At 58.1% G+C, this 24,723-nt stretch carries 21 protein-coding genes and 1 other annotated feature; of the genes, 7 read left to right on the top strand and 14 right to left on the bottom strand.

The genetic code is table 11. From position 1 onward, the window contains the following. Positions 1-3 precede the first annotated feature (3 nt). The 4 genes from DTA24_RS17060 to DTA24_RS17045 all read right to left on the bottom strand — a co-directional run bounded on the left by DTA24_RS17060 (position 4) and on the right by DTA24_RS17045 (position 4,235). A complete protein-coding gene (locus DTA24_RS17060; protein ID WP_032730986.1) occupies positions 4-2,187 on the bottom strand; it encodes a TonB-dependent siderophore receptor in 2,184 nt (727 codons plus the stop codon). A gap of 271 nt (positions 2,188-2,458) precedes the next feature. Then, a complete protein-coding gene (locus DTA24_RS17055) occupies positions 2,459-2,998 on the bottom strand; it encodes a septation protein A (RefSeq protein WP_008807761.1) in 540 nt (179 codons plus the stop codon). Positions 2,999-3,052: 54 nt separating this feature from the next. Continuing rightward, on the bottom strand, positions 3,053-3,796 hold the full coding sequence (locus tag DTA24_RS17050; protein WP_008807762.1) for a YciC family protein: 744 nt from the start codon (positions 3,794-3,796) through the stop codon (positions 3,053-3,055). Positions 3,797-3,821: 25 nt separating this feature from the next. Beyond that, positions 3,822-4,235, bottom strand: coding sequence for a YkgJ family cysteine cluster protein (locus DTA24_RS17045; protein ID WP_008807763.1), 414 nt, complete (start codon positions 4,233-4,235; stop codon positions 3,822-3,824). A gap of 268 nt (positions 4,236-4,503) precedes the next feature. Between DTA24_RS17045 and ompW the strand changes: the two genes are divergently transcribed. Continuing rightward, positions 4,504-5,142 (top strand): outer membrane protein OmpW, encoded by a 639-nt coding sequence (gene ompW / locus DTA24_RS17040; protein ID WP_012542066.1) that lies wholly within the window; start codon positions 4,504-4,506, stop codon positions 5,140-5,142. Between the two features lie 84 nt (positions 5,143-5,226). Here ompW and ybiX read toward each other — a convergent pair whose 3' ends face one another. The 3 genes from ybiX to DTA24_RS17025 all read right to left on the bottom strand — a co-directional run bounded on the left by ybiX (position 5,227) and on the right by DTA24_RS17025 (position 9,887). Continuing rightward, a complete protein-coding gene (gene ybiX, locus DTA24_RS17035; protein ID WP_008807765.1) occupies positions 5,227-5,904 on the bottom strand; it encodes a PKHD-type hydroxylase YbiX in 678 nt (225 codons plus the stop codon). Positions 5,905-5,952: 48 nt separating this feature from the next. After that, positions 5,953-8,271, bottom strand: coding sequence for a catecholate siderophore receptor Fiu (locus DTA24_RS17030; RefSeq protein ID WP_163594452.1), 2,319 nt, complete (start codon positions 8,269-8,271; stop codon positions 5,953-5,955). Between the two features lie 668 nt (positions 8,272-8,939). Next, complete coding sequence (locus DTA24_RS17025) at positions 8,940-9,887, bottom strand: quinone oxidoreductase family protein (RefSeq protein WP_023297444.1); 948 nt, start codon at positions 9,885-9,887, stop codon at positions 8,940-8,942. Positions 9,888-9,961: 74 nt separating this feature from the next. Between DTA24_RS17025 and DTA24_RS17020 the strand changes: the two genes are divergently transcribed. Then, on the top strand, positions 9,962-10,420 hold the full coding sequence (locus DTA24_RS17020) for a MarR family winged helix-turn-helix transcriptional regulator (RefSeq protein ID WP_123836974.1): 459 nt from the start codon (positions 9,962-9,964) through the stop codon (positions 10,418-10,420). Positions 10,421-10,450: 30 nt separating this feature from the next. Here DTA24_RS17020 and DTA24_RS17015 read toward each other — a convergent pair whose 3' ends face one another. Next, entirely contained in the window at positions 10,451-11,359 is a 909-nt protein-coding gene (locus DTA24_RS17015; protein WP_110196869.1) for a LysR family transcriptional regulator, read from the bottom strand. Positions 11,360-11,487: 128 nt separating this feature from the next. Between DTA24_RS17015 and DTA24_RS17010 the strand changes: the two genes are divergently transcribed. From DTA24_RS17010 to DTA24_RS17000, 3 genes are read left to right on the top strand one after another with little or no spacing between them, the layout of a single operon-like run. Beyond that, positions 11,488-12,798, top strand: a complete 1,311-nt coding sequence (locus DTA24_RS17010) for an MFS transporter (protein WP_080923319.1) — start codon at positions 11,488-11,490, stop codon at positions 12,796-12,798. 14 nt (positions 12,799-12,812) lie between these two features. Then, the gene (locus tag DTA24_RS17005; RefSeq protein WP_008807772.1) at positions 12,813-13,901 is read left to right on the top strand and encodes a tartrate dehydrogenase; all 1,089 of its coding nucleotides are present in this window, start codon (positions 12,813-12,815) and stop codon (positions 13,899-13,901) included. A gap of 2 nt (positions 13,902-13,903) precedes the next feature. Continuing rightward, positions 13,904-15,163 (top strand): glycerate kinase, encoded by a 1,260-nt coding sequence (locus DTA24_RS17000; protein WP_044650113.1) that lies wholly within the window; start codon positions 13,904-13,906, stop codon positions 15,161-15,163. A gap of 218 nt (positions 15,164-15,381) precedes the next feature. Here the strand turns inward: DTA24_RS17000 and trpA are convergent, their stop codons facing one another. The 5 genes from trpA to DTA24_RS16975 are packed head-to-tail and all read right to left on the bottom strand — an operon-like array spanning position 15,382 to position 21,913. Next, entirely contained in the window at positions 15,382-16,191 is an 810-nt protein-coding gene (gene trpA / locus DTA24_RS16995; protein WP_064171121.1) for a tryptophan synthase subunit alpha, read from the bottom strand. Next, positions 16,191-17,384, bottom strand: coding sequence for a tryptophan synthase subunit beta (gene trpB / locus DTA24_RS16990; RefSeq protein WP_012968449.1), 1,194 nt, complete (start codon positions 17,382-17,384; stop codon positions 16,191-16,193). The genes trpA and trpB overlap by 1 nt, the downstream gene beginning before the upstream one ends. A gap of 9 nt (positions 17,385-17,393) precedes the next feature. Then, on the bottom strand, positions 17,394-18,752 hold the full coding sequence (gene trpCF, locus DTA24_RS16985; protein WP_008807775.1) for a bifunctional indole-3-glycerol-phosphate synthase TrpC/phosphoribosylanthranilate isomerase TrpF: 1,359 nt from the start codon (positions 18,750-18,752) through the stop codon (positions 17,394-17,396). 3 nt (positions 18,753-18,755) lie between these two features. Further along, positions 18,756-20,351 (bottom strand): bifunctional anthranilate synthase glutamate amidotransferase component TrpG/anthranilate phosphoribosyltransferase TrpD, encoded by a 1,596-nt coding sequence (trpD, locus tag DTA24_RS16980; RefSeq protein ID WP_004148109.1) that lies wholly within the window; start codon positions 20,349-20,351, stop codon positions 18,756-18,758. Next, a complete protein-coding gene (locus tag DTA24_RS16975; protein ID WP_012542057.1) occupies positions 20,351-21,913 on the bottom strand; it encodes an anthranilate synthase component 1 in 1,563 nt (520 codons plus the stop codon). Before DTA24_RS16975 ends, trpD begins: the two co-directional genes overlap by 1 nt. 33 nt (positions 21,914-21,946) lie before the next feature. Further along, positions 21,947-22,042: a sequence feature (Trp leader region), on the bottom strand. Positions 22,043-22,201: 159 nt separating this feature from the next. Between DTA24_RS16975 and rnm the strand changes: the two genes are divergently transcribed. Continuing rightward, on the top strand, positions 22,202-23,065 hold the full coding sequence (rnm, locus tag DTA24_RS16970) for an RNase RNM (RefSeq protein WP_012542055.1): 864 nt from the start codon (positions 22,202-22,204) through the stop codon (positions 23,063-23,065). A 16-nt stretch (positions 23,066-23,081) separates the two neighbouring features. Next, positions 23,082-23,702, top strand: a complete 621-nt coding sequence (locus tag DTA24_RS16965) for an L-threonylcarbamoyladenylate synthase (RefSeq protein WP_008807778.1) — start codon at positions 23,082-23,084, stop codon at positions 23,700-23,702. 21 nt (positions 23,703-23,723) lie between these two features. Here the strand turns inward: DTA24_RS16965 and DTA24_RS16960 are convergent, their stop codons facing one another. Next, positions 23,724-24,632, bottom strand: a complete 909-nt coding sequence (locus tag DTA24_RS16960) for a DMT family transporter (protein ID WP_123836973.1) — start codon at positions 24,630-24,632, stop codon at positions 23,724-23,726. Positions 24,633-24,723 lie beyond the last annotated feature (91 nt).

Genomic DNA, 24,723 nt, shown 5'->3' with positions numbered 1-24,723 from the left:
ACTTCAGAAGGAGAGGGTAACGCCGGCGTAATACGCGCGGCCAGGCTCATTGTAGGTCGAGGCGCCGGCATTTTCGCGATACAGTTGTTTATCAAACAGATTACTTATTCCGGCATTCAGGCGAATATCCCGGTTTAGCTGATACTGAGTACCAATACCCACGATGGAATAGGCGCCAACCTCGGTGGTGGCAAGGGTCCCGGTTTCGTTGCGGATCTCCGCATACTGACGCGGCTTCTGACGGCCATAAAGCGTCCAGTTCACATTCGCAGACAGGGCGTCGTTTACCTGCCAGTCGAGCATCGTGTTAACGGTATATTTCGGGATAACCGACAGCGGATTGCCTGTCTCTTTACTTTCTGATTTGAGCATCCAGGTGGCATTGGTCCGCCAGCTGAGGACATCTCTCAGCACCGGGATCAGCAGATTTCCTTCCAGCCCCTCGACCACGGCTTTGCCGCCGTTCTGCCACTGCAGAATATTATTGCCGCTGGAGGTATAGCCCAGCACCTCGGTTCCGGAGACGATTTTGTTTTTGTAATCGTTGCGGAACCAGGTAACCCCGGCAGCGTAACCATTAAGGTTGAATTCGATACCGATCTCTTTGTTAATACTGATCTCCGGATCGAGGTCAGGGTTGCCCAGCAGATAGCAGCTGCCTTCAGCGATAGTGTTCGGACAACCGTTGCCGCGGGTGGAGAGCAAATAGCCTTCACTGGATTGATAGAGGTTAGGCGCTTTAAACACGCGCGCGATACCGGCCTTCAGCGTGAACATATCGCTCAGCGCCTGAGACAGATTGAGGCTTGGGCTCCAGTTGCTGCCAAACTGATTATGATAATCGAAGCGGATGCCGGGGATCAGGTTGGTGCCAGGCACGGCTTCGATATTATCTTCCAGATAGATACCGGTGAGGGTGGCGCTGTTTTTGGTACTACGTTGCGTAGGGTCGCCCGAGGTCCCAGGGATAGTCTCGCCGTTGCTGTTAGTGGCCTGCATTGATGCCGGGTCGTCGAGCTGATCATGGTTCCATTCCATTCCCAGCGTCAGCGTCTGGTCCGCCAGCCAGAAGAAAGGCACATTGAATTCCGAGGTAGTACGCCAGGATTCCAGACGGCTGGTGGCATAATCCTCACTGTTGATCATGCCCTCGACGCGGCCGGTGGAGCCTTCCTGCAGGCGGGTATTGTTGGTTTTCTCGTAGTAAACACCGGCTTTGGACTGGCCCCAATCCCATAGACCGTTGTAGGTCAGTCCCCAGGACTGGCGATAGAGGCGATTAGTTTCGTGGCCGTACAGGGAGTCCACCAGCCCGTTCGGGCTAAGATTGCCGTTGCTGTACTGGGTATCACCAGCATAGATATTCCCCTGACGACTATAGGCATAGCTGAAATCGAGGATCTGTTGCGGGGTCATTTTCCATGACAGCAAGGCGTTAATATCTTTATTGCGTACCCCTTCGCGCCCCGCAGCGTAAGAGCCGTTTTGCGCATGGTTAATATCCCAGGCGTCGGGTTCCGTTTTATTGATATTGCCATACAGGCGCATCGTCAGCGCTTCGCCGGCCAGTGGGCCGCTGAGATTGAAGTTAGCGCGATTGGTCGTGCCTTCCTTGTTGTTTTCCGGCTGGTTGGTAAAGAAAGACAGCGAACCGTGCCAGTTGTTGGTCGGGCGTTTGGTAATGATATTGACCACTCCGCCCGCCGCGCCGGAACCATAGCGCGCGGCTGCCGGACCGCGGAGAACTTCAATCCGTTCGACCATCTCTGCAGGTACCCAGTTGCTGTCGCCCCGGGTATCGCGTTCACCGCGCCAGCTATAGCGAACCGCGTTACGTGACGTGACCGGTACCCCATCTATCAGGATCAGGGTGTTCTCCGGCCCCATGCCACGGATATCAATCTGGCGGTTGTTGCCCCGACTGCCGCTGGCGCTGTTGCCGGTCAAGTTCACCCCGGGCATTTTACGGATGATGTCTGAGAGATCGTTGACCGGCGGCTGCTTAGCAATATCATCTGCCGTGATAATCGACACCCCGGGCTGTTGCTTAAGCACCTCTTCCGCCGTACTGCGCACAATCATCGTTTCGGTATCTTGTTCTGATTCTTCAGCAAAGGCGTTAGGGGCGAGGAGACTGGATATGACCAGCGCCAGGGTCGTGGGGACAGAATATTGCGGCGATCTCATGTAAATATCCTTTTCAAAGCAATGCAAAATGAGATCGAGAATATTAATGATAACCATTATCATTACAATGTAACGAGATGAATCTCCATAAAATCCTCACAATTACCGCAACTTTTTATGCAGTTGAGAGAAATCGTGAAGAGAGCCTGCACAGTGTGGCCGGGAAGCTGTCAGCGTATGCGCTGAGGTTGTGTGGTTGAAGGGAATGTTTGCCAGCGCAGTGAGATTATAGGGGGCGAGCGCGGCGCGCGATGGCGCGCCGGCGGAGGAGTTAGTGGTGGTCGTCCTGCGGCATATGGCGGTAGATGTAGATCCCGCTCAGCAGGGTAAAGACCAGCGTGAGGGCGGTTAAGCCAAAGACCTTGAAGTTCACCCAGATATTCTGCGGCAGCCAGAAGGCGATATAGATATTGGCCAGCCCGCAAAGGATAAAGAACACCGCCCAGGCCAGGTTAAGCCGCGACCAGACCTGCTGCGGCAGGGCCAGCTCTTTGCCCAGCATGCGCTGAATCAACGGCTTTTTCATCACCCACTGGCTGAACAGCAGCGCGCCGGCGAACAGGGCATAGATCACCGTCACCTTCCATTTAATAAACTCATCATTGTGGAAGAAGAGAGTTAACCCGCCGAAGACGGCCACCAGCACAAAGGTGATCAGCGCCATTTTTTCGACTTTACGGTAGCGTACCCAGCTGTAGATCAGCACGATAGCGGTCGCGACGATCAGCGCGGTGGTGGCGGCGTAGATATCGTAAAGCTTATAGAAGGCAAAGAAGACCACCAGCGGTAAAAAATCCAGAAACTGCTTCATACATCGATCCCGTCTTTCAGGACGGACCGGGGAAGACCCCGATCCTGGTTAAGATTAGTTGCGGATAAGCATATACACGCGGAATAAATAGATCAGCAACAGGGCGGATATCAGGTTGCTGATGGTATTGATGACCACCGCGCCGACGTTTGGCGTCAGGACAGCAAAGCTGGAAGCGAACAGTAACAGCAGGGTTTTTGCCACCAGCCAGCCAATGATAGCCGGCGCCACCAGCCGCAGATTGGCCCACGCCAGGCGCATGCTGCTGCGCATGGCGCTGAGGATACCCATTTTGTCCTGCACCAGCATGATCGGCGCAAAGGCTAACACGATGGCCAGCAGCACGCCGGGCACCAGGACCAGCATCATCCCCATCTGCACCAGGAAGGTAGTGAAGAGGATCAACAGCAGCAGCTTCGGCAGCACCGGGGCTGAGGCGCCGATGGCACGCAGGGCGCTAACGCGATGACCGGCGGAGACCAGCTGGATCAGCAGCAGAACGCCGCCGGCGAGGATCGCATTGCCCACCAGACCCGAGAAGGTTGATGCCGCCGAGGCGCGCAGCAGAACCTGCTGCTGCTCCGGCGTCATGTTCTGCACCAGCTCAAACAGCCCGGCGCTACCGGCGAGGTTATCGCCTTCGCTGAGTATCGACAACTGCTCGTCACTGGGTGAAAAGGCATGGCCAAGTACTACCGTAATAAACGCGCACAACAGCGCAATCAGCAAAATGGTAATGAACTGATTACGAAAAAAATTCCCGGTGTCACGGTAGACGGACTTCGCCGTGATAGACATGCATTCTCCTTGAGTGTCGCAGGTGTTAACTAGCCGGCGATTGTACCGCAAATCGTTCCCTCGTAGCACTCTCTGCACCATTCAGGGCAGGTATATCTTTGTAAAGAGGCCGCAATGGCGGTAGGCCATAGCGCGCCCGCGCCCGGTTGCAGGCGTCATTTTCCTCACCATTCTCACCGGACATGGCGAATTCGCGGCACGGTGAGGGACGGTTTTCATAAATAGTGCAGTGGACGGCGTCACCGATGTCGCCTGACAGCGCCGCGCAGCGGCTCTGGCGCTGGTTGGTGCCGCTCATGCAGCGCAGGAAAGGGGTCAGCGGCTCGGTCAGCGCGGAAGGCACCAGGCCACCCGCGTCGTCGGCTTCCGCCCAGTAGAAAGAGACACGAAAATACGCACAACAGGCACCGCACGTCATGCACGGGTTGATTTCACTCATAATTACACCTGAAAAAAACGCATCAACACAGATTGTCGGCAGTTAACTTATCCAGCCGCTTTTGCGGCGGCAAGAGGGGGAGAAATATTTTTTTCACGGAAAGTGAAAATTGATGTGAGAAGGATTCAGGGTGTTTCGATCGGTAGCAAAAATTAATCTGGATCAATAAATGTTAAATCTAAGGTTTTAGTGTGATCTAAAACAGATCAAACGTAACTCGTTATAGGTATATTTGGCCGCGCTGAAAAACCATAATGAGGAAGTGGATATGAAGAAGTTAGCAGCGGCGGCATTAATTCTTAGCACGCTTTCCACCGGCAGCGTCTGGGCGCATGAAGCGGGTGAATTTTTCATTCGTGCCGGGACCGCCACCGTCCGACCGACGGAGGGCTCTGACAATGTGTTAGGCAGCCTTGGCAGTTTCAACGTCAGTAACAACACCCAACTGGGTTTAACCTTTACCTATATGGCCACCGATAACATCGGCGTGGAGCTGCTGGCGGCAACGCCGTTCCGCCATAAGGTCGGCACCGGGCCAACCGGGACTATCGCCACCGTCCATCAGTTGCCACCCACCCTGATGGCGCAGTGGTACTTTGGCGATGCGCAAAGCAAGGTGCGCCCGTACGTGGGGGCGGGTATTAACTACACCACCTTCTTTAATGAAGACTTTAACGATACCGGCAAGGCGGCCGGGCTTTCCGATCTGAGCCTGAAGGACTCCTGGGGCGCGGCGGGGCAGGTCGGCCTCGATTATCTGATTAACCGTGACTGGCTGCTGAATATGTCGGTGTGGTACATGGATATCGACACCGATGTGAAATTCAAAGCCGGCGGCGTGGACCAGAAAGTCAGCACCCGTCTGGATCCGTGGGTGTTTATGTTCTCCGCGGGTTATCGATTTTAAATCCTGCTGAAAACTGGCCAACGGATGGCCAGTTCATTGTCACGTCACACCTGTCTGCCGCAAGCCTTCGCCATCGATAGCGGATCACACTTCCGTCCACTGGCGCAGCAGGTTGTGATACATGTTGAGCAGGGAGAGGACCTCTTCTCCGTCGCCAAAGCGGGCCTTCAGAGACTGGATGGTGCGGTCCAGGTCGTAAAGCATCGCGCGCTGCTTATCGTCGCGGACCATCGACTGGATCCACAGGAAAGAGGCCTGACGTACGCCGCGGGTAACCGGGGTGACGCAGTGCAGGCTGCTGGCGGGATAGAGCACCAGATGCCCGGCCGGGAGCTTCACCCGGTGCTGGCCATAGGTGTCTTCAATCACCAGTTCACCGCCCTCATAGCTCTCCGGCTCGCAAAGAAACAGCGTCGCTGACAGGTCAGTGCGCATCCAGCCCGCCTCGCCGTTCTGGCGAACGGCGCCATCGACATGAAAACCGTAGGTCTCCCCTGGCCCATAGCGGTTAAACAACGGTGCGGAAATCGTCCGCGGCAGCGCGGCGGAAAAAAACTGCGGGTGGCCGCGCAGCGCGTCGAGCACGGCGGCTTGCAGGCGGGCATACAGCGGCGTACGGGTATCGATCTGTTGGTTCTGTTTGACGGCCGCCCCCTGGCTGCCCACCGTAACCCGTCCGTCGACCCACTCGGCCTGCGCCAGCTGCCGGGTAAATTCCGCCACCTGGTCTGCCGATAGCACGTCAGGAATGTGATACATCATCGCGGTGTTCTCTCTAAAAGGTGGGGCGCAACGGCCCCACGCACAGACTCAGAAGTGGACGTTCGCCGTCAGCATAAAGGTACGGGGTTCGCCCGGATGATAGCGATAGCCGCTCTTGTTGATGGAGGCCACGTAATCGGTATCAAACAGGTTGTACATATTGAGCTGCAGATCGAGGTTGCTGTTGACCCGATAGCCCAGTTTGGCGTCGGCGACCCAGTAGCCCTCGGTGTGATCCGGGGTACCGACCGCGCCATCGCTGCCCCGGCGCAGGCTTCCGACATAGCGCACACCGCCGCCGACGGACAAATCGCTGGTGGCCTGATACTGCGTCCACAGCGTAAAGGCATGTTTCGGGGTGTAGGCCAGGGCGGAAGATCCATCCTGCGCTACGTTCTGTCCCTCCGTCACTGTCGCATGCTGCTGCGTGTAGCCGGCGATGATCGTCCAGTCCGGGGTCAGGTTTCCGGTTGCGGAGAGTTCATACCCCTCCACGCGCTTTTTGCCGTACTGCGACCAGGTTCCGTCATCGTTGGCGGCCACTTCGTTTTCAATATCGGTACGGAATAACGCCGCGCTGAGCAGCAGACGGTTGTCGAAGATTTGCCACTTAGTGCCCAGCTCGCTGGATTTCGCCTTCTGCGGCTTAAAGTCGGTTCGGTTGGCGCTGTTGCCGCTACCGCTGGCGGCCAGGGCGAAACTGCTGCCCCCCGGCGGCTGCTGTGAGATGGCGTAGTTGACGTAGACATTGCCCTGCTCGGTTAAGCGGTACAGTGCCCCGGCTTTCCAGTTAACCAGATTGCCGGATTTGGCGGTATCCACGGTGGTGACCGGGCTGCCCGTCGACTGGCCGGGCGGGCAGGCGATAGCCCCGCGTCCGCTGCCGCCGCAGGCGGTGGCGCTGTCATATTTAGTATGATAATTGTCGAGACGTAGCCCGCCGTTGACCTCAATCCGTTCGGTCAGCGTCAGCGTATCGAAGGCATAAATCCCGAAGGTATCAGTCTGGCCGTTGGCATTCGCCCCGTTTCTGTCCAGCCCGCCAATCGACAGGTTGCTCACCGGATGGTAGAGATTCACCGCCGGCGCGGTCATGGCGTTCACGCCATAGTTGGTCTGGTTTTCCCGGGTAAACTCCACGCCGGCGCTGACGTCATGGCCTATCGAGCCGGTATTGAAGGTCGAGGTGATATTGGTCTGGTTGGTCAGAATGCGGTTGCTGACATCTTTGGTATTAACCAGACGCGACCAGCTCCAGGTGTTGACGTCATTGATATCGGGGGCGGTGATATTGCTCGCGCCGCCCATCACCGCGGTCAAAAGATACTCCTGTTTCACCCGCGACCAGCGGGTGGTATTGCGCACGGTGGTATTGTCCGTCAGATCGTGCTCGAAGCGCAGAGTGCCGCTGTCGGTGGTGGATTTATCATAATCGGAGTCGGTGCCATAGAAATTGCTGGTATCGACCTTACCGGCGGAGTTGAGCGCGGCATACTTCGGCGAAGGCGCCGAATAGCCCGGCAGGCCGACGGTGGGGATCCCGCCATCCGGGGTGTTGTTCTGCCGGACGTGCAGATAGTTCAGATACAGACGAGTTGGGGTATCGAGGCCGAAGGCCAGCGACGGCGCGATGCCATAGCGTTCGTTTTCAATGCTATCCCGACCGGCGTCATGGGTTTTTTCCCCCATCAGGTTCAGACGGAACGCGGCGCTGTCGCTAAACGCCTGGTTCAGGTCGAGCGTTCCCCGACGCGACCAGGCGCTGCCGATGCTGGCCGAACCGTCGATCCCGGAGTCAAGGCGCGGCTGCTTGCTGATCATATTGATCGATCCTGAGGGCGCGCTGCGGCCATAGTCCGTGCCGGCGGGTCCTTTGATGACTTCCACCTGCTGGGTGTTGAAGGTATCGCGCGTCACGCTGCCGATGTCGCGGATGCCGTCCACATAGATGCTGTTAGAGGTATCCACGCCGCGCATGTAGATGGCATCCCCGGTGGTTGAACTGCCATTCTCGCCGGCATAAAACGCCCCGACGCCGGGGACGTTTTTGAGGGCGTCAGTCAGGTTGGTGACGCCCTGATCTTTAATCACCTGTTCCGGGATCACGGTGATGGTGCGGGTGGTATCGACCAGCGGTTTATTGAACTTGGGATCGGCGGAGGCGCCGGGAGAGTAGAGTGAGGGCGGAGTGGCTTCCACCACCAGCGTCTCTTCACTATTTTTGACTGATTTTTCCGCTGCGATGCCCGTTGCCGGTGAGGCCCCCAGACACAGACCCGTAAACAATGCCAATGAGTTGAAACTGCCAAACGGCAGAGAAGCGTTTTTTTCCATGATAAATGCAGGCTTATTTTTTGTTATGAGCACATACCACACCGCGCAAAAGCGACGTTTTTCGTCGTCTGGCTTGCGCTGACCCGGTGTGATTCTATAAATGATAAAAAGAATAGTTATCATTCGCCTTAATATTTACATAGAAATGTTGACGTTTAAACATATTTCTTCATCGCGATTTACATAGTTCATAAATTTTGAACGAAAAGGGCGGGGATGAAGCAAAAGAGCGGCTGGAAGAGGCCGGTGACAGGCCGCGCCGCGAGGTGACAGGCGCCAGGGCTAACCCGGCGCTTCGTGGTTTTTGGCATAAAAGATGCCCTCCTTCTGCGCGAGGAGAACGCCGTTCTGGAAATTGGTGTAATGAAAAATAGCGGCCCACCGATCCCTCTGCAGGCACTGTTCCGCGACCGCGTTATTGGGGGGACGACCAGCGAGCGTTCTCCCGCCGCGTGACGGAGAACAATGCCGCGCCGTATGTCGTCTGGAGCAGGCGGCGGGCCACTGCTGGCTGCGGCAACTGGTGCGTGAGGTGTGTCGCCAGTAAAAAAAAGCCCGCACAAGTGCGGGCAAAAATACTGGAAGCAATGTGAGCAATGTCGTACTGAATACCTGAGTTGTTTACTCAACTATTCAGTAATGAGAAAGATAATATTTCTCATTTAAGATATCAACCCCATCTTTTGTGCGGAAGCGATTTTTTATCCGAGGGTGAAAACCGTGCGCTTCTGGCTGTCGTCCTGCGGCCAGGCCGCCGCGATCTCCTGCAGCGGCCGCGGGGTGGTGGCGATGGTGAATTTACCCGGCACCGCCGCCTGCAGCATTTCACCTGTCGCCGCCAGCAGCTGCGGCATCGACAGGCTACCGATACCGCTGCCCATCAGCACGAGCGGTGCGGAACGCAGAACTGCGCCATTTAACGCGATATCGGCGCCAGCCAGGGACCCCACCTGCACATAGCGCACCGGTCTGCCGGCTGGGGTATATTTCGCCAGGGCCGGCAATAACACTTCCGCGCTGTGTCCCCACAGGTAATCGATGACCACGTCAATCTGCGCAGCGCTGGTCGCTGAAAATTGCCCGCTCAAGGTTTTATCATCAGCGGTTAAGTGAATACACTCATCGGCGTCCAGCGCCGCCAGTGTCTGCGCATTCCGTCCGGTTGCAATGATTTTTTTCGCTCCCAGATAGCGGGCAATCTGCACCGCCAGCTGACCGGCGCTGCCGGTGGCGCCGTTAATCAGCACCGTTTCACCGGCCTGGATCTGGGCGCGAGTCACCAGAGACGCCCACGCGGACATGCCGGGATTGGCCATCGCCGCGGCGCTAACATCATCGAGCGCATCCGGCACCGGCAGGCAACTCTGCAGGGCAACCGGCGCCTGCTGCGCCATACTGCCGAAGGGGGCGGTGGGGAAGGCGAAATAGACGCGCTGGCCCTGAGGTGTGGTGCCGACGCCATCGATACCGGGCACAAAGGGCAGATTGCCGTCGAAGCTGTAATGGCGTCCGGATGCGCGGGCCTTAACCACATGGCTCAGCGCGGCGGCGCGGACGTCAATGATCGTCTGGCCGGGCGCGGGCTGCGGGTCGATAAAATCGGCCCAAACCGGGCCTTCTGCGAGGTCAAAAACCACGGCTGCTTTCATAAATTATCTCCTGTCGGGAATTATGTGTAAAATACACATATTGTTTTACAGCACTATACGCGGAAAATTAATATATGCAAGATGCACATAATGACTACGACATTACCGACTTTCACGGCGCGCTACTGGATATCATCAGCGTGATGAACCAGCCGCTGCGCGACGAGCAGATCCTCCAGGCGGCCGGCGTCCAGCTGGAACAGATGCTGTTTCCGCTGCTGGTGGCGGTAGGGCGCCATGGCCCGGTAGGGGTGGTTGAGCTGGCGGATCATTTAGGGCGCGATTACACCACCGTCAGCCGCCAGGTGAAAAAACTGGAAGCCCAGGGACTCGCCTGTAAGCAACCTAACTGTCATGACCGACGGATCAGCGAAGTGACGCTTAGCGCCAGCGGACAACAGATGATCGACAGTATTGCGGTAGCGCGGCGGCGGTTAATGAATCAGGTGCTGGCGCAGTGGCCGGAAGAGGAGGTGCAAGCGCTGTTTCGCTTAACGCGCAAATACGCCGACAGTTTGCAGCAACCGAGCTAAATTCTCGCGTGCTAACAATCATCTTGTTCGTCACAAATCACGGGTCAGCTCGTCGATGTTGTCGGAAAGTATCTCCAGCAGGGATCGTACATAGATATTGTTATTTCCCTGATGCCACATCGCGCTGAGGGGAAGGCCTTCGATATGTTTTTTGGGCGTGAGCGCAAGGTATTTCACGCCGTCCGCATTCATGTCTTTATAGGACGCAGGCACCAGAGCAATGCCGAGTCCTGCGGCAACAAAACTCAGGATAGTCTGCTTCTCTTCAGCATACTGCGCGATAACAGGCATGCTGCCACCTTCCTTGAAAATATTCATTGTCAGGTCATGGCTGTGACGCCGGGTGCGTCTTTCCGGCAAGATAACAGGCTCGTGCCGAAAGTCATTGATACTGACTTCATCATAACTGACCAGCCGGTGGTTAGTGGGCACGGCGAGCACGCAAGTTTCATTGGCGATAAATCGCGTTGTCAGCATGGCATCAATGTGTTCCGGCGGGCGCACAAAAACCACATCCAGCCACCCTGAAATGAGTCGGGGGATAAGTTTGTGAGATTTATCTTCTGTAAGATGAATATCTGCTTCAGGAAAACGCCTGACGAAAAGATTAAGCAATTCAGGAAGTAATCCTTTGGCTGCGCTGTCGATAGCCCCGATCCGCAACGTTCTTTTCTGCAACAGGCTATTTTTCCGGAATCGCTGCCGTAGCGCATCGAAATCAGCAATGACCGTTTTGGCCTCATTTAAAAAGGCGGCGCCTTCAGGTGTTAGCGACACGTTGCGGGTCGATCGATTCAGTAGCCTGATCCCCAAATCATCTTCCAGCAGTTTGATGAAGCGACTCAGTGACGCAGGCATCATTTCGAGTTTACGGGCAGCCCGGCCAAAGTGAAGCTCATCACCTAATACCACAAAGCAACGTAGCTGATTTATATCCATTTTTTCACCAAAACCTGATTATACAAATTATTTATATAAAGCTGTGCCGATGATAAAGCGGTTCAAAACTTCATACTGGGATTATTACAAAACGATAACAACCCTACATCACTATGGAGCATCCCGTCATGAATAACGACCTCGAAAAGAAGGTGATGCGCAAAGTTACCCTGCGCATTATTCCTTTCATCATGCTGCTGTACTTCATTGCCTTCCTTGACCGAGTCAATATTGGCTTTGCCGCCCTGACCATGAACCAGGACCTGGGGTTTTCACCCACCGTTTTTGGGCTGGGCGCCGGCATTTTCTTCCTGGGTTACTTTCTGTTTGAGGTGCCGTCAAACTTAATTCTCCATAAAGTGGGCGCCCGCATCTGGATCGCCCGCGTCATGATTACCTGGGGATTCGTCTCTGGCTGCATGGCTTTTGTGCAGGGCACGACGAGCTTCTACATTCTGCGTTTTCTGCTCGGCGTGGCGGAAGCCGGTTTCTTCCCGGGTATCATTCTCTATCTCAGCTACTGGTTTCCTGCCGCCAGGCGTGCGCAGGTCACTGCCATCTTTATGGCCGCAGCCCCCCTGTCGACAGCACTGGGATCGCCGGTTTCGGCCGCTTTGCTCGAGATGCATGGCTTCCTCGGCTACGCCGGCTGGCAGTGGATGTTTGTACTGGAAGCTTTCCCGGCGCTGGTGCTCGGTGTTGTGGTTCTGTTCTTCCTGACGGATCGTCCGGCCAAGGCCAAATGGCTGACTGATCAAGAGCGTGCCTGGCTGGAAAACGCCATGCAAGACGAGGAGCGGGCACGGGCGGCAAAACAGAGCCATTCCAGTGCATGGCGAGGGCTAGCGGATATACGCGTCCTGGCGCTGGCGCTGGTCTATTTCGGTACCTCAGCCGGGCTGTATACGCTTGGCATCTGGTCCCCGCAAATCATTCGCAGTTTCGGTGCTTCCTCGCTGGAGATTGGTTTCCTGAACGCCTTTCCGGCGGTGATCGGCGTCATCGCCATGATCCTCTGGGCGCGTCATTCCGATCGAACCAAAGAGCGCAGCTGGCACGTCATTGGCGCCTGTCTGCTGGCGGTTGGCGGGCTGATATACGCCGGTAATGTCAGCACATTGTTTACCGTGATGCTTGCCTTAACGCTGGTCACTGTGGGGATTAGCGCATCAAAACCCCCTCTGTGGAGCATGCCAACCCTGTTCCTCAGCGGCCCGGCTGCGGCCGCTGGCATTGCCGCTATCAACTCCATCGGCAACCTCGGTGGTTTCGTCGGCCCGATGATGATTGGCGTGATCCGCGAGCAAACCGGTAGCTACAGCTGGGGCCTGTATTTTGTCGCCGGATTGCTGGCGCTCTCGGCCCTCGTGGTCGTGATTCTTTCTGCCAGAGCGAACAAATCGCCGACGGCAGAGCTTCCACATCCTCATACTCATTAACTGGAGAAGTAACGATGCGTCACTACAAAATTGCTGCCATCCCTGCGGACGGTATCGGACCGGAAGTCATTTCGGCAGGTATTGAAGTCTTGCACGCGCTGACGCGCCACGATCCGCAACTGAAATTTGATATAGAGACCTTTGACTGGGGGTCAGACTATTACAAAAAACATGGCGTGATGATGCCGGAAGAAGGACTGAACATGCTGAAAGCATTCGATGCCATTTACTTCGGCGCGGTGGGGGCACCGGATGTCCCTGACCACATCACACTCTGGGGCCTGCGGCTGCCTATTTGCCAGGGCTTTGACCAGTACGCCAATGTGCGACCCACCAAAATTCTGCCGGGCGTCACTTCACCGCTGCGCAACCGCGGGCCGGGCGATCTTGACTGGGTCATCGTGCGTGAAAACTCTGAAGGTGAATATTCTGGTAACGGCGGCCGTGCGCACCGTGGTTTACCTGAAGAAGTCGGTACCGAAGTGGCAATCTTTACCCGTGTTGGGGTAACGCGCATTATGCGCTATGCCTTCAGACTGGCGCAGTCTCGGCCACGTAAACTGCTGACCGTGGTAACCAAATCCAACGCCCAGCGCCATGGCATGGTGATGTGGGATGAGATTGCCGCTGAAGTGGCGCAGGAATTCCCGGATGTGCAGTGGGACAAAATGTTGGTCGATGCCATGACGCACCGTATGACGTTGCATCCCCAGACCCTGGATACCATCGTTGCCACCAATCTGCACGCCGATATCCTTTCCGATCTGGCTGGCGCGCTGGCGGGTAGCCTGGGCGTAGCGCCGACCGCGAATATTGATCCTGAACGCCGCTTCCCTTCCATGTTCGAACCGATCCATGGTTCCGCATTCGATATCACCGGCAAAGGGATTGCGAACCCCATTGCCACTTTCTGGACCGCGGTACAGATGCTTGAACATCTGGGCGAACGCCATGCCGCTGCGCTGATTATGGAAAGCATTGAGTATGTGTGTGAAAAAGGCATTCTGACGCCAGATGTCGGTGGCTCAGCCAATACCGCGGAGGTGACACGCGCCGTGGTGCACTACATTGACGCTAAAGCTGACATTGCCGAGACCGCATAACCATGAATAACGAACAGGCTGCAGAGATCCTGCAGGATATCTTTCAACATGCGGTCAACAGTGCCCGCGCCGGGCCGGTGACCCTGGCTAACCTGCCGGAAAAACCTCGCGGCCGTTGTGTGGTGATCGGTGCGGGTAAAGCATCCGCGGCAATGGCGGCTGCCGTAGATGCAGCCTGGCCGGATGTGGCGGTGTCGGGCGTGGTGGTGACGCGTTACGGTTACGCGGTTCCTGCGGGCCGCATCCGCATTATTGAGGCGGCTCATCCCGTATCAGATGCCATGAGCGAGGTTGCCGCAATGCTGATTGTGGAGACGCTGCGCGGTTTAACTGCCGATGATCTGGTGCTGGCATTGATTTCAGGGGGAGGGTCGGCGCTGATGGCGCTGCCCGCCCCGGGGTTAACGCTGGCAGATAAGCAGACCATCACCCGGGCCCTGCTCCATAGCGGGGCCAGCATCAAAGAGATGAATCTGGTACGTCGTCATCTCTCAGCGGTGAAAGGCGGAAAGCTGGCGACCATGGCGCAACCGGCGCGCATCGTATCACTGATTATCAGCGATGTGCCTGGCGATGATCCGACGGACGTAGCGTCTGGCCCCACCGTTGCCGATAACAGCGCACCACGTGATGCGCTCCGGGTACTGCAGCGGTATGGCATTGCGATCCCGAAGCCCGTTAGCGAACGGCTAAACCAGCCGGCCGGCCCGATGGAAAACGCCGCGACAGGCGAGGTCAGGCTTATCGCCACGCCGGCGATGGCGTTAGCGGCGGCGGGGCTGGCCGCACGACAACATGGGCTCACCCCCCTTATTTTGGGGGATGCGATAGAAGGTGAAAGCAGGGAAGTGGCGGTGGTCATGGCCGGTATGGCGAAATCGGCGAAGCAGTATGGTCACCCGATTTCAGGGCCTGCTGTACTGTTGTCAGGTGGCGAAACCACGGTGACAGTAAACAACACTCCGCCTGGAAAAGGGGGCCGCAATACCGAGTTTTTACTCAGTCTGGCCTGTGCGCTCCAGGGGGAACACGGTATCTGGGCCATGGCGGGAGATAGCGATGGTATTGATGGCACAGAAGATGCCGCAGGTGCGATCGTCTTCCCGGATACGCTTGCGCGCGGCAAGCTGAGCGGTCTTAATGCAGTGCAATATCTGGATGGCCATGATAGTTACTGCTATTTTCACGCGCTTAATGATTTGCTGATCACCGGCCCGACGTTAACCAACGTCAATGATATTCGGGCAATATTGATTGCCTGACTGTATCGCTCTCCTGTGCCAGGGAGAGCGATATTTTTCCCTTTCTACATTGTTCAAATCTTCGGTATCCGCCCGCCATCCATTTCCACGCTAAAGCGTATCGCCTGGCGCCAAGGTGTCGATCATCGTTCCGTCTGATGTGTTGGCGTGCAAGATGACATGGAGGGGAAGGTAACGCGAGGAAATCGCCGCCTGGCGCAATACCAGGCGGCTAACGGTCAGGCGGTTTTGGTCGCCGCCTTCAGGCTCTGGACGAAGGCTTTCAGTTCGTCGAGCATGGTCTGCGGCTCATCGAGGTGGTGTTCGATGATTTTGACGATGGCGGAACCGGAGATAGCCCCGGCGGCCCCGGCGTCAATGGCGGCGCTCACCTGCTCCGGCGCGGAGATACCAAAGCCCTGCAGCGGCGGCGCGGCGTGATATTCTGCCAGCTTCTCCACCAGGTGGTGCAGCGGCAGCGCGGCGCGATTTTCCGCACCCGTCACCCCGGCACGCGACAGCAGATAGGTGTAGCCGCGGCCATAAGAGGCAATCTGGCGCAGTAAATCGTCATCCGCATTGGGCGGGCAGATGAAAATCGGCGCGATGTTATGGCGCATCGCCGCCTGGCGGAACGGGGCGGACTCTTCCACCGGCACGTCGGCCACCAGCACCGAGTCGACGCCGACGCGGGCGCACTGGGCATAGAACGCATCGATGCCCGGGCTGAAGACGAGGTTGGCGTACATCAGCAGGCCGATTGGGATGGTCGGATGCTTCTGGCGGATCGCCGCCAGCATCTCAAAGCACTGCGCCGGGGTCACTCCGGCGGCGAAGGCGCGCAGGGCCGCGCCCTGGATGGTCGGGCCGTCCGCCAGCGGGTCGGAGAAAGGGATCCCCAGCTCAAGGGCATCGGCGCCGCCTTCGATCAGCGCATCGATAATTTTGAGCGACTGCTCCGGTCCCGGATCGCCGAGGGTGACAAAGGGAACGAAGGCGCCTTCCTGGCGATTTTTCAGTTGGGCAAACAGCGTCTCATAGCGTTCCATCAGATTTCCCCTCGCGCTTTCAGGATGTCATGTACGGTGAAAATGTCTTTGTCGCCGCGACCGGAGAGGTTAACCACCAGCAGCTGCTCTTTTTCCGGGTTCTCGCGCATCATCTTCAGCGCGTGGGCCAGAGCGTGAGAGGACTCCAGCGCCGGGATAATCCCTTCGTGGCGGGAGAGCGCTTTAAACGCGTCCAGCGCTTCGTTGTCGGTGATCGACACATAGTCAGCGCGACCGGTGCTGTTCAGAAACGCGTGCTGCGGCCCAACGGACGGGAAGTCCAGCCCGGCGGAAATGGAGTAAGACTCTTCGATCTGGCCGTCGGCGGTTTGCATCATCGGCGACTTCATACCGAAGTAGATCCCCACGCGGCCATGCTTCAGCGGCGCGCCGTGCTCGCCGCTTTCGATACCGTGCCCGGCCGGTTCCACGCCGATCAGGCCGACGTTGGTTTCATCAATAAAGTCGGCAAACATGCCGATGGCGTTTGACCCACCGCCAACGCAGGCGATCACCGCGTCCGGCAGACGTCCCTCTTTTTCGAGGATCTGCGCTTTAGTCTCTTCGCCAATCATGCGCTGGAATTCACGTACAATGGTCGGGAACGGATGCGGACCGGCGGCGGTGCCCAGCATATAGTGCGCCTTCTCGTAGCTACCAGACCAGTCGCGCAGCGCCTCATTACAGGCATCTTTCAGCGTGGCGGAGCCGCTGTGCACCGGGATCACCTCGGCACCCATCAGGCGCATACGGAAGACGTTCGGCGACTGGCGCTCGACGTCCTTGGCGCCCATGTAGATACGGCATTTCAGGCCGAGCAGGGCGCTGGCCAGCGCTGAGGCGACCCCGTGCTGACCGGCGCCGGTCTCGGCGATAATTTCGGTTTTACCCATCCGTTTGGCCAGCAGGGCCTGGCCCAGCACCTGGTTGGTTTTGTGCGCGCCGCCGTGCAGCAGATCTTCGCGTTTCAGGTACAGGGTGGTGCGAGTACCTTCGGTCAGATTCCGGCATTTGGTCAGGGCCGTCGGACGTCCGGCGTAGTTTTTCAGCAGGTCAGTGAATTCCGCCTGAAAGGCCGGGTCCTTCTGCGCGCTGACAAAGGCTTCTTCCAGCTGGCGCAGGGCGGGCATCAGGATCTGCGGCACATACATGCCGCCGAATTCGCCGAAGTAGGGGTTCAGTAAAGTGCTCATTATTGCTCCTTAATATGCGCGCAGCGTCTGGAATACGGAGGCCAGTTTGCTGGCGTCTTTAATCCCGGGTTGCGACTCTACGCCTGAATTGAAATCGAGTCCGGCACAGCCGCTTTTGGCCGCTTCCACACAGTTATCGGCACCCAGGCCACCCGCCAGCATGACGTTGCGCAGATCCTGGCCCTGCAGCAGGCTCCAGTCAAAGCGCTGGCCGCTGCCGCCCTGGCCGTTGTCGAACAGGTACTTGTCGACATGGCGGAGCGTACGGGCCGGGAGGGTTTCACCAACGCTCAGCGCTTTCCAGATACGGACGTTGTCCGCGAGGGCGTCGCGCAGCGCGTCGATATAGGCCTGGTCCTCATCACCGTGCAGCTGCACGGCGGCCAGCCCCAGAGCCTGCGCGCGGGCGACCACCTCGTCCAGCGGCGCATTGCGAAACACGCCGACGTACTGCAGCGGCGCTGCGGCGATCACCGCTTTGGCCTGGGCGTCATTCACCGCCCGCGGCGAAGTCGGGACGAAAATCAGGCCACCGTAGATGGCGCCGGACTCCCAGGCCACCTGGGCATCCTGCGGGCGCGTCAGGCCGCACACTTTATTCTCGCCGAGCAGCACGCGTTTAACCGCCGCTTCCAGATCCGCCTGCTCCATCAGGGCGGAGCCGATCAGGAAGCCGTTGGCGAAGTGGCTCAGCTCGCGCACTTCAGCATAGGTATGGATGCCGGATTCGCTGATCACCGTGACATCCGGGCCGAGACGCGCCGCCAGCTGACGGGTGCGGTTAAGGTCAATCGACATATCGCGCAGGTCGCGGTTGTTAATGCCCACCACCTTCGCCTTCAGGGCGATGGCGCGCTCCAGCTCCTCTTCGTTGCTGACTTCGGTCAGCACGCCCATATTCAGGCTGTGCGCCACCGCGGAGAGCTGGCGGTACTGCTCATCGTCGAGCACCGAGAGCATCAGCAGGCAGGCATCGGCCTGATAGTAGCGCGCCAGGTAGATCTGGTAAGGGTCGATGGTGAAGTCCTTACACAGGATCGGCTGCGGCGCGACCTTGCTGACGATCGGCAGAAAATCGAAACTGCCCTGGAAATATTTCTCATCACACAGCACTGAGATCGCCGAGGCGTAGTGTTTGTAGATGCTGGCGATCGCCGCCGGATCGAAATCTTCGCGAATCAACCCCTTCGACGGCGAGGCCTTTTTGCACTCGAGAATAAACGCGGTGCGGGTGCCGGCCAGCGCGTCATAGAAATTGCGCTGCGTCGGGACCACTTCATTCTGAAAACTGGCTAACGGTTGTTGTTGTTTGCGGGCTTCTACCCAAATCGCTTTGTCGGCAACGATTTTTGCTAAAACGGTCTGCATTCTTTACCCTCTTGCCGCTAAGGCAGTCACTCTGTCATAGGCCGCGCCGCTGTGCAGCACATCCAGTACCTGCTGAGCGTTAGCTTTCAGATCTTCATGCCCGTGTAAACGCATCAACATGGCGACGTTGGCGGCGACGGCGGCTTCGTGAGCGGCTTCACCTTTACCTTGTAGCAAGCGCGTCAGAATGTCACGATTTTCTTCCGGCGTGCCGCCCGCCAGCTGCGCCTGATGGTAAGGCGTCAGGCCGAAGTCGTCAGCGGTCAGCTGATAGCTTTTGATTTCCCCGTTATGCAGTTCGGCGACCACCGTGGGCGCATGCAGCGAGACTTCATCCATCCCGCCGCTGTGCACCACCGCCGCGCGCTGATAGCCCAGCACGCGCAGGGTCTCGGCGATCGGCAACACCAGTTCCGGGCTGTAGACGCCAATCAGCGCCAGCGGCGGATGCGCCGGGTTGATCAGCGGCCCCAGCACGTTAAACAGGGTGCGGGTCTTCAGCTGCTGACGGACCGGCATCGCGTGGCGGAAACCGGTGTGGTATTTCGGCGCGAACAGGAAACAAACCCCCAGCTCATCGAGCGCCGCGCGGGATTTATCGGCGTTCATATCGAGATTGATGCCGAAGGCCGCCAGCAGGTCAGAAGAGCCTGATTTACTGGAGACGCTGCGGTTACCGTGTTTCGCCACTTTCAATCCACAGGCCGCAGCGACAAAGGCGCTGGCGGTGGAGATATTGATGCTGTTGCTGCCGTCGCCACCGGTGCCGACGATGTCGGCAAACAGGTAGTCCGGGCGCGGGAACGGCGCGGCGTTTTCCAGCAGCGCGGTGGCGGCGCCGGCAATTTCCTGCGGCTGCTCGCCGCGCACTTTCATACTGACCAGCGCGGCGGCCAGTTGCTCAGGCTTCACTTCACCGCGCACGACGGCGGAGAACAACTGGTGGCTCTCCTGCTGGCTCAGGGTTTCCGCCTGATAGAGCTTCTCAAGGATCGGCTGGAGGGTGTTAGTGTGCTCCAGCTTCTGCAGCGCCCAGGCCAGGGTCTGCTCCAGCAGCCGTGCGCCCTGAGTGGTAAGGATCGATTCCGGATGGAACTGGAAGCCGCACACCCGGTCCGCATCGTGACGCACCGCCATCACCATACCGTTGAAATTGGCGTTAATCGTCAGCCCGGCGGGAATATTGCTGCCAACCAGCGAGTGGTAACGCGCCACCGGCAGTGGGTTAGCCAGACCGGCAAACATGGCCTGGCCGTCGTGCTCAATGCTGGATGCTTTGCCATGGAGGATCTCGCCCGCCTGGCCGACATAGCCGCCGTAGGCTTCGACAATAGCCTGATGACCGAGGCAGATGCCGATGATCGGCAGCTTGCCACGCATACGGGTCAGCAGTTCCGGCATGCAGCCAGCTTCGCTCGGCGTACCCGGGCCCGGGGAGAGCATCAGCACCGGGTTGTCCATGGTGCCCAGACGCTCAATCAGCGCCTGCGCCGGGACGGAGTTACGGTAAATCACCACGTTATGACCATTGGCCCGCAGCTGGTCTGCCAGGTTATAGGTGAAAGAATCGATATTATCGAGCAGCAGAATGTCAGCCATCAGAAAATCTCCTTCGCGTGATGGGCCTGGGCAATGGCGCGCAGCACCGCGCGGGCTTTATTTCGGGTCTCATCCGCTTCCGACTGGGGAACCGAGTCGAGCACAATGCCGGCTCCGGCCTGGACGGTAGCGATACCCTCCTGCACGTAGGCGGAACGGATGACGATGCAGGTGTCGAGGTCGCCGTGGGCGGTGAAATAGCCCACCGCGCCGCCGTAGCTGCCGCGGCGTTTACCTTCGGCGGCGGCAATCAGCTGCATGGCGCGGACCTTCGGTGCGCCGCTGAGGGTGCCCATGTTCATGCAGGCGCGGTAGGCGTGCAGCACATCGAGGTCCTGACGCAGTTCGCCGACCACGCGGGAGACCAGATGCATCACGAAGGAGTAACGGTCAACCTTCGTTAAATCGGCGACATAGCGGCTGCCCGGGGTACAGATGCGGGCCAGGTCATTACGCGCCAGATCCACCAGCATCAGGTGTTCGGAAAGCTCTTTATGGTCGGTGCGCATTTCCAGTTCGATGCGGCTGTCAAGATCGCGATCCAGCGAACCGTCGGCGCGGCGGCCGCGTGGCCGGGTGCCGGCGATAGGGTAGATCTCAATCTGACGGCTGACGGCGTCATATTTCAGCGAACTCTCCGGCGAGGCGCCGAACAGGGTGAAATCGTTGTCCTGCATAAAGAACATGTACGGGCTGGGGTTGCTCTTCTTCAGCACATCATAAGCGGCCAGCGGCGACGGGCAGGGCAGCGAGAAGCGACGGGAAGGAACCACCTGGAAGATTTCCCCGGCGCGGATCGCGCGCTGCATTTTGCGCACCACCGCGCCGTACTCTTCATCGCTCTGGTCAACGTCGCACTGCATTTCGGCCACAGTGGTAACCGGCAGCGGCGCCGGCGGCTCGTTCAGTTGCTGACGCAGCTGGCTCAGGCGCTGCTCCAGGCGCTGTTTTTCACTCTCCAGCGGGGTGAACAGGCTGGCCTGAATGCGGGTATGCTTGGTCTGATGGTCGATGACCAGCAGAGTTTCTGCCAGATAAAAGCAGTAGTCCGGGCAGGCGGTGTCGCTCTGCAGCGGTGGAAGATCTTCAAAGCCGGCGACCAGGTCATAGGCGAACAGGCCGCCGAAGAACATCGCTTCACGCTCGTTGGCCGGGACGGTCACCAGCTCCTGCAGGAGACGGAAGGCGTCAAACACCGACAGTGAGCAGAGGCGGGCGTCTTCATCGAGCAGGGTGCTGACCGCGGGGAAGGTCAGGATGCGGCCGTTGGGCTGGCGCTGATTGGCGATCCCGGAGGGCAGCGCGCCGTCCAGCAGTTCCAGCAGCGCGGCGCCGTTAGCGGAAAGTGCCTGAATAGTGACAGTGTCACCAAGAGCGGTGATGCGCAGCGCGCTGTCGACCAGCAGCAGGCTTTTTAAGTCATCTTTGCTGTCGATATCAGCGGATTCCAGCAGCAGCGTGGCCGGACGGGCGCCACACAGTTGGTGGAATAACGCCGTCGGGTTCTCCCGGTAGATGGCGTCGCTGGTGAGAAGCTCGAGTGCCGGTTTGGATGTTTGCATTATTGTTCTCGCCTGTTCGTATTATTTTTGTCCAATAAAAAGCCCGCTCATTGGCGGGCCGGGTATCTGTATGCTGAATGCAAAACGCGATCACGCCGCCCGTTATCAGGAGGTGCGCCACCAGCTGTGCAGAGTGATAAAGTGCATTTTCATCGTGATACCCCTTCATGTGAACTTGCGTACTAGTTAACTAGTTCAATGGAATAAAGTCAACCCTTGTTTGCAGATTTTCTCTGCCTGTCGGTATGATAATGCGCTTATTTACGTTGATGTCCAGCAGGAGTCCTTTTGAGCGACAGCCAATATGCAGTGATTTACGATCTGCACAGCCATACCACCGCCTCTGACGGGCGGCTGACTCCGCAGGAACTGGTCCATCGCGCCCATGAGATGCGCGTAGGCACCCTGGCGATCACCGACCATGACAGCGTGGCGGCGATCCCGGCCGCCCGGGAAGAGATCGCCCGTGCCGGATTACCCTTAACGCTGGTAAACGGCGTCGAGATTTCGACGCTCTGGGAGAATCACGAAATACATATCGTGGGTCTGAATATTGATATTGCGCACCCGACGATGACCGCGCTGCTGGAGGAGCAGAAAGCGCGACGCCAGCTGCGGGGCCAGATGATTGCCGAGCGTCTGGAGAAGGCGCGGATCCCTGGCGCCTGGGAAGGGGCGCTGCGGCTGGCAGACGGTGGCGCCGTCACCCGCGGCCATTTTGCTCGTTTTCTGGTGGAGGCCGGCCATGCGAAAAACATGGCGGAGGTCTTCAAAAAATACCTTGCCCGCGGGAAAACCGGTTACGTGCCGCCGCAGTGGTGTACAATAAAACAAGCGATTGATGTCATTCATCATTCTGGCGGCAAGGCGGTGATAGCCCATCCCGGGCGCTACGATCTCTCCGCCAAGTGGTTGAAGCGGCTGTTGGCCCACTTTAGCGAGCAGGGCGGTGATGCCATGGAAGTGGCCCAGTGTCAGCAGGCGCCCCATGAACGCGCCCAGCTGGCCACCCTGGCCGTGCAGTTTGGTCTGCTGGCGTCACAGGGCTCCGATTTTCATCAGCCCTGTGCGTGGATCGAGCTTGGCCGTAAGCTCTGGCTTCCTGCCGGCGTGGAAGGCGTCTGGCACAGCTGGGAAGCGGCCGCCAAATAAAAATTGAGAGGGAAGTATGAGCCAGTTTTTTTATATCCATCCGGATAACCCGCAGGCGCGGTTGATTAACCAGGCGGTGGAGATTGTGCGTAAGGGCGGGGTGATCGTTTATCCGACCGACTCCGGCTACGCCCTGGGCTGCAAAATTGAAGACAAGGGCGCGATGGAGCGGATCTGCCGTATCCGTCAGTTGCCGGACGGCCACAACTTTACCCTGATGTGCCGCGATCTGTCCGAGCTGTCAACCTACGCTTTTGTCGACAACGTGGCGTTTCGTCTGATGAAAAACAACACGCCGGGCAACTACACCTTTATCCTCAAGGGGACCAAAGAAGTACCGCGCCGGCTGCTGCAGGAGAAACGTAAAACCATCGGCATGCGCGTCCCGTCTAACCCTATTGCTCAGGCGTTGCTCGAAACTTTAGGCGAACCGATGCTGTCCACGTCGCTGATGCTGCCTGGCAGCGACTTTACCGAGTCCGACCCGGAAGAGATCAAAGATCGTCTGGAGAAAGTGGTGGACCTCATCATTCACGGCGGTTTCCTCGGGCAGCAGCCGACCACGGTTATCGACCTGACGGAAGATACCCCGGTTGTGCTGCGCGAAGGCGTCGGCGACGTGAAGCCTTTCCTCTGATCGTCATCGTCGGGCGGTGGTTCATGCTCCGCCCGGCACCCCGCGTTTCCTTCCTGACGGCACGACAATCAACCACAGCGCCAGACCGATCAGCAGTGCGCCGAGAATCAGCCCTTTTTGTATGGTTTCTCCGAGGCACAAATAGCCCCACAGCGCCGCAAAAGGTGGGATCAAAAAGGTCACGGACAGCGAACGCAGCGGTCCTATATCAGCAATCAGGCGAAAATAGAGAATATACCCTGCTGCTGTACAGACCACGCCCAGCATGGCTATCGCTATCCACGGCAGGCTCTGTCGCCAGTCTATGACCGGACCATACCAGCCTGACCAGAGAAAGAAAGGCAACAGAAACAGCGTGGCGCCGACCTGGCTGCCCAACGCGACGCGCTCAGCCTCAAGGCCGCCCCGCTGCTGGATCCAGCGACGGGTCAGAAAGCCAGCCAGGCCGTAACAGGCGGTCGCGATCAGGCAGGCCCCGATCCCCGGCAGCAGGAGGGCGGCGCTGAGGCTGGAGGTTGGGCTCGCAATGACTGCCACGCCAATGGCGCCCAGTAACGCGCCGCCGCCTTTGCGCAGGGTTAACGGTTCCGCAAAGCATAACGCGCCGATAAGCATTCCCATCATCGGCGCCGTGGCGTTGAGCGTGGCGGAGTACCCTGCCGGCAGCCACTGTGCGGCAAGGCAGTACATCAGAAAAGGAAGGCCTGAATTAATGACCCCCAGCTTCAGAGTGGATATGAATTTTCCCTGATACCCGCTCCATTTACCCTGCACGCCGAGTAACAGCCCGAGCGCGATAGCGGCAAACAGTACGCGAAGAAAAGCGCTGGTCATCGCCCCGAAGGCCGGGGTGGTGATGCGCATAAACAAAAAACTGGCGCCCCAGAGAGCGGCGAGCAGCAGCAGGCGGCCATAGTCGATAACACGCATGATTGACTCCTTGTATTCACGAAGGAAGTCAACTGTAGAACTCACGTGCAGCGTCCGACAAACGCGTTATGCTTACATGATTAAGTTATTC

This window comes from Klebsiella sp. P1CD1 (assembly GCF_003790505.1).
In the GTDB taxonomy this organism is placed as follows: domain Bacteria; phylum Pseudomonadota; class Gammaproteobacteria; order Enterobacterales; family Enterobacteriaceae; genus Klebsiella; species Klebsiella variicola.
This window is presented reverse-complemented; position numbering and strand designations above follow the sequence as displayed.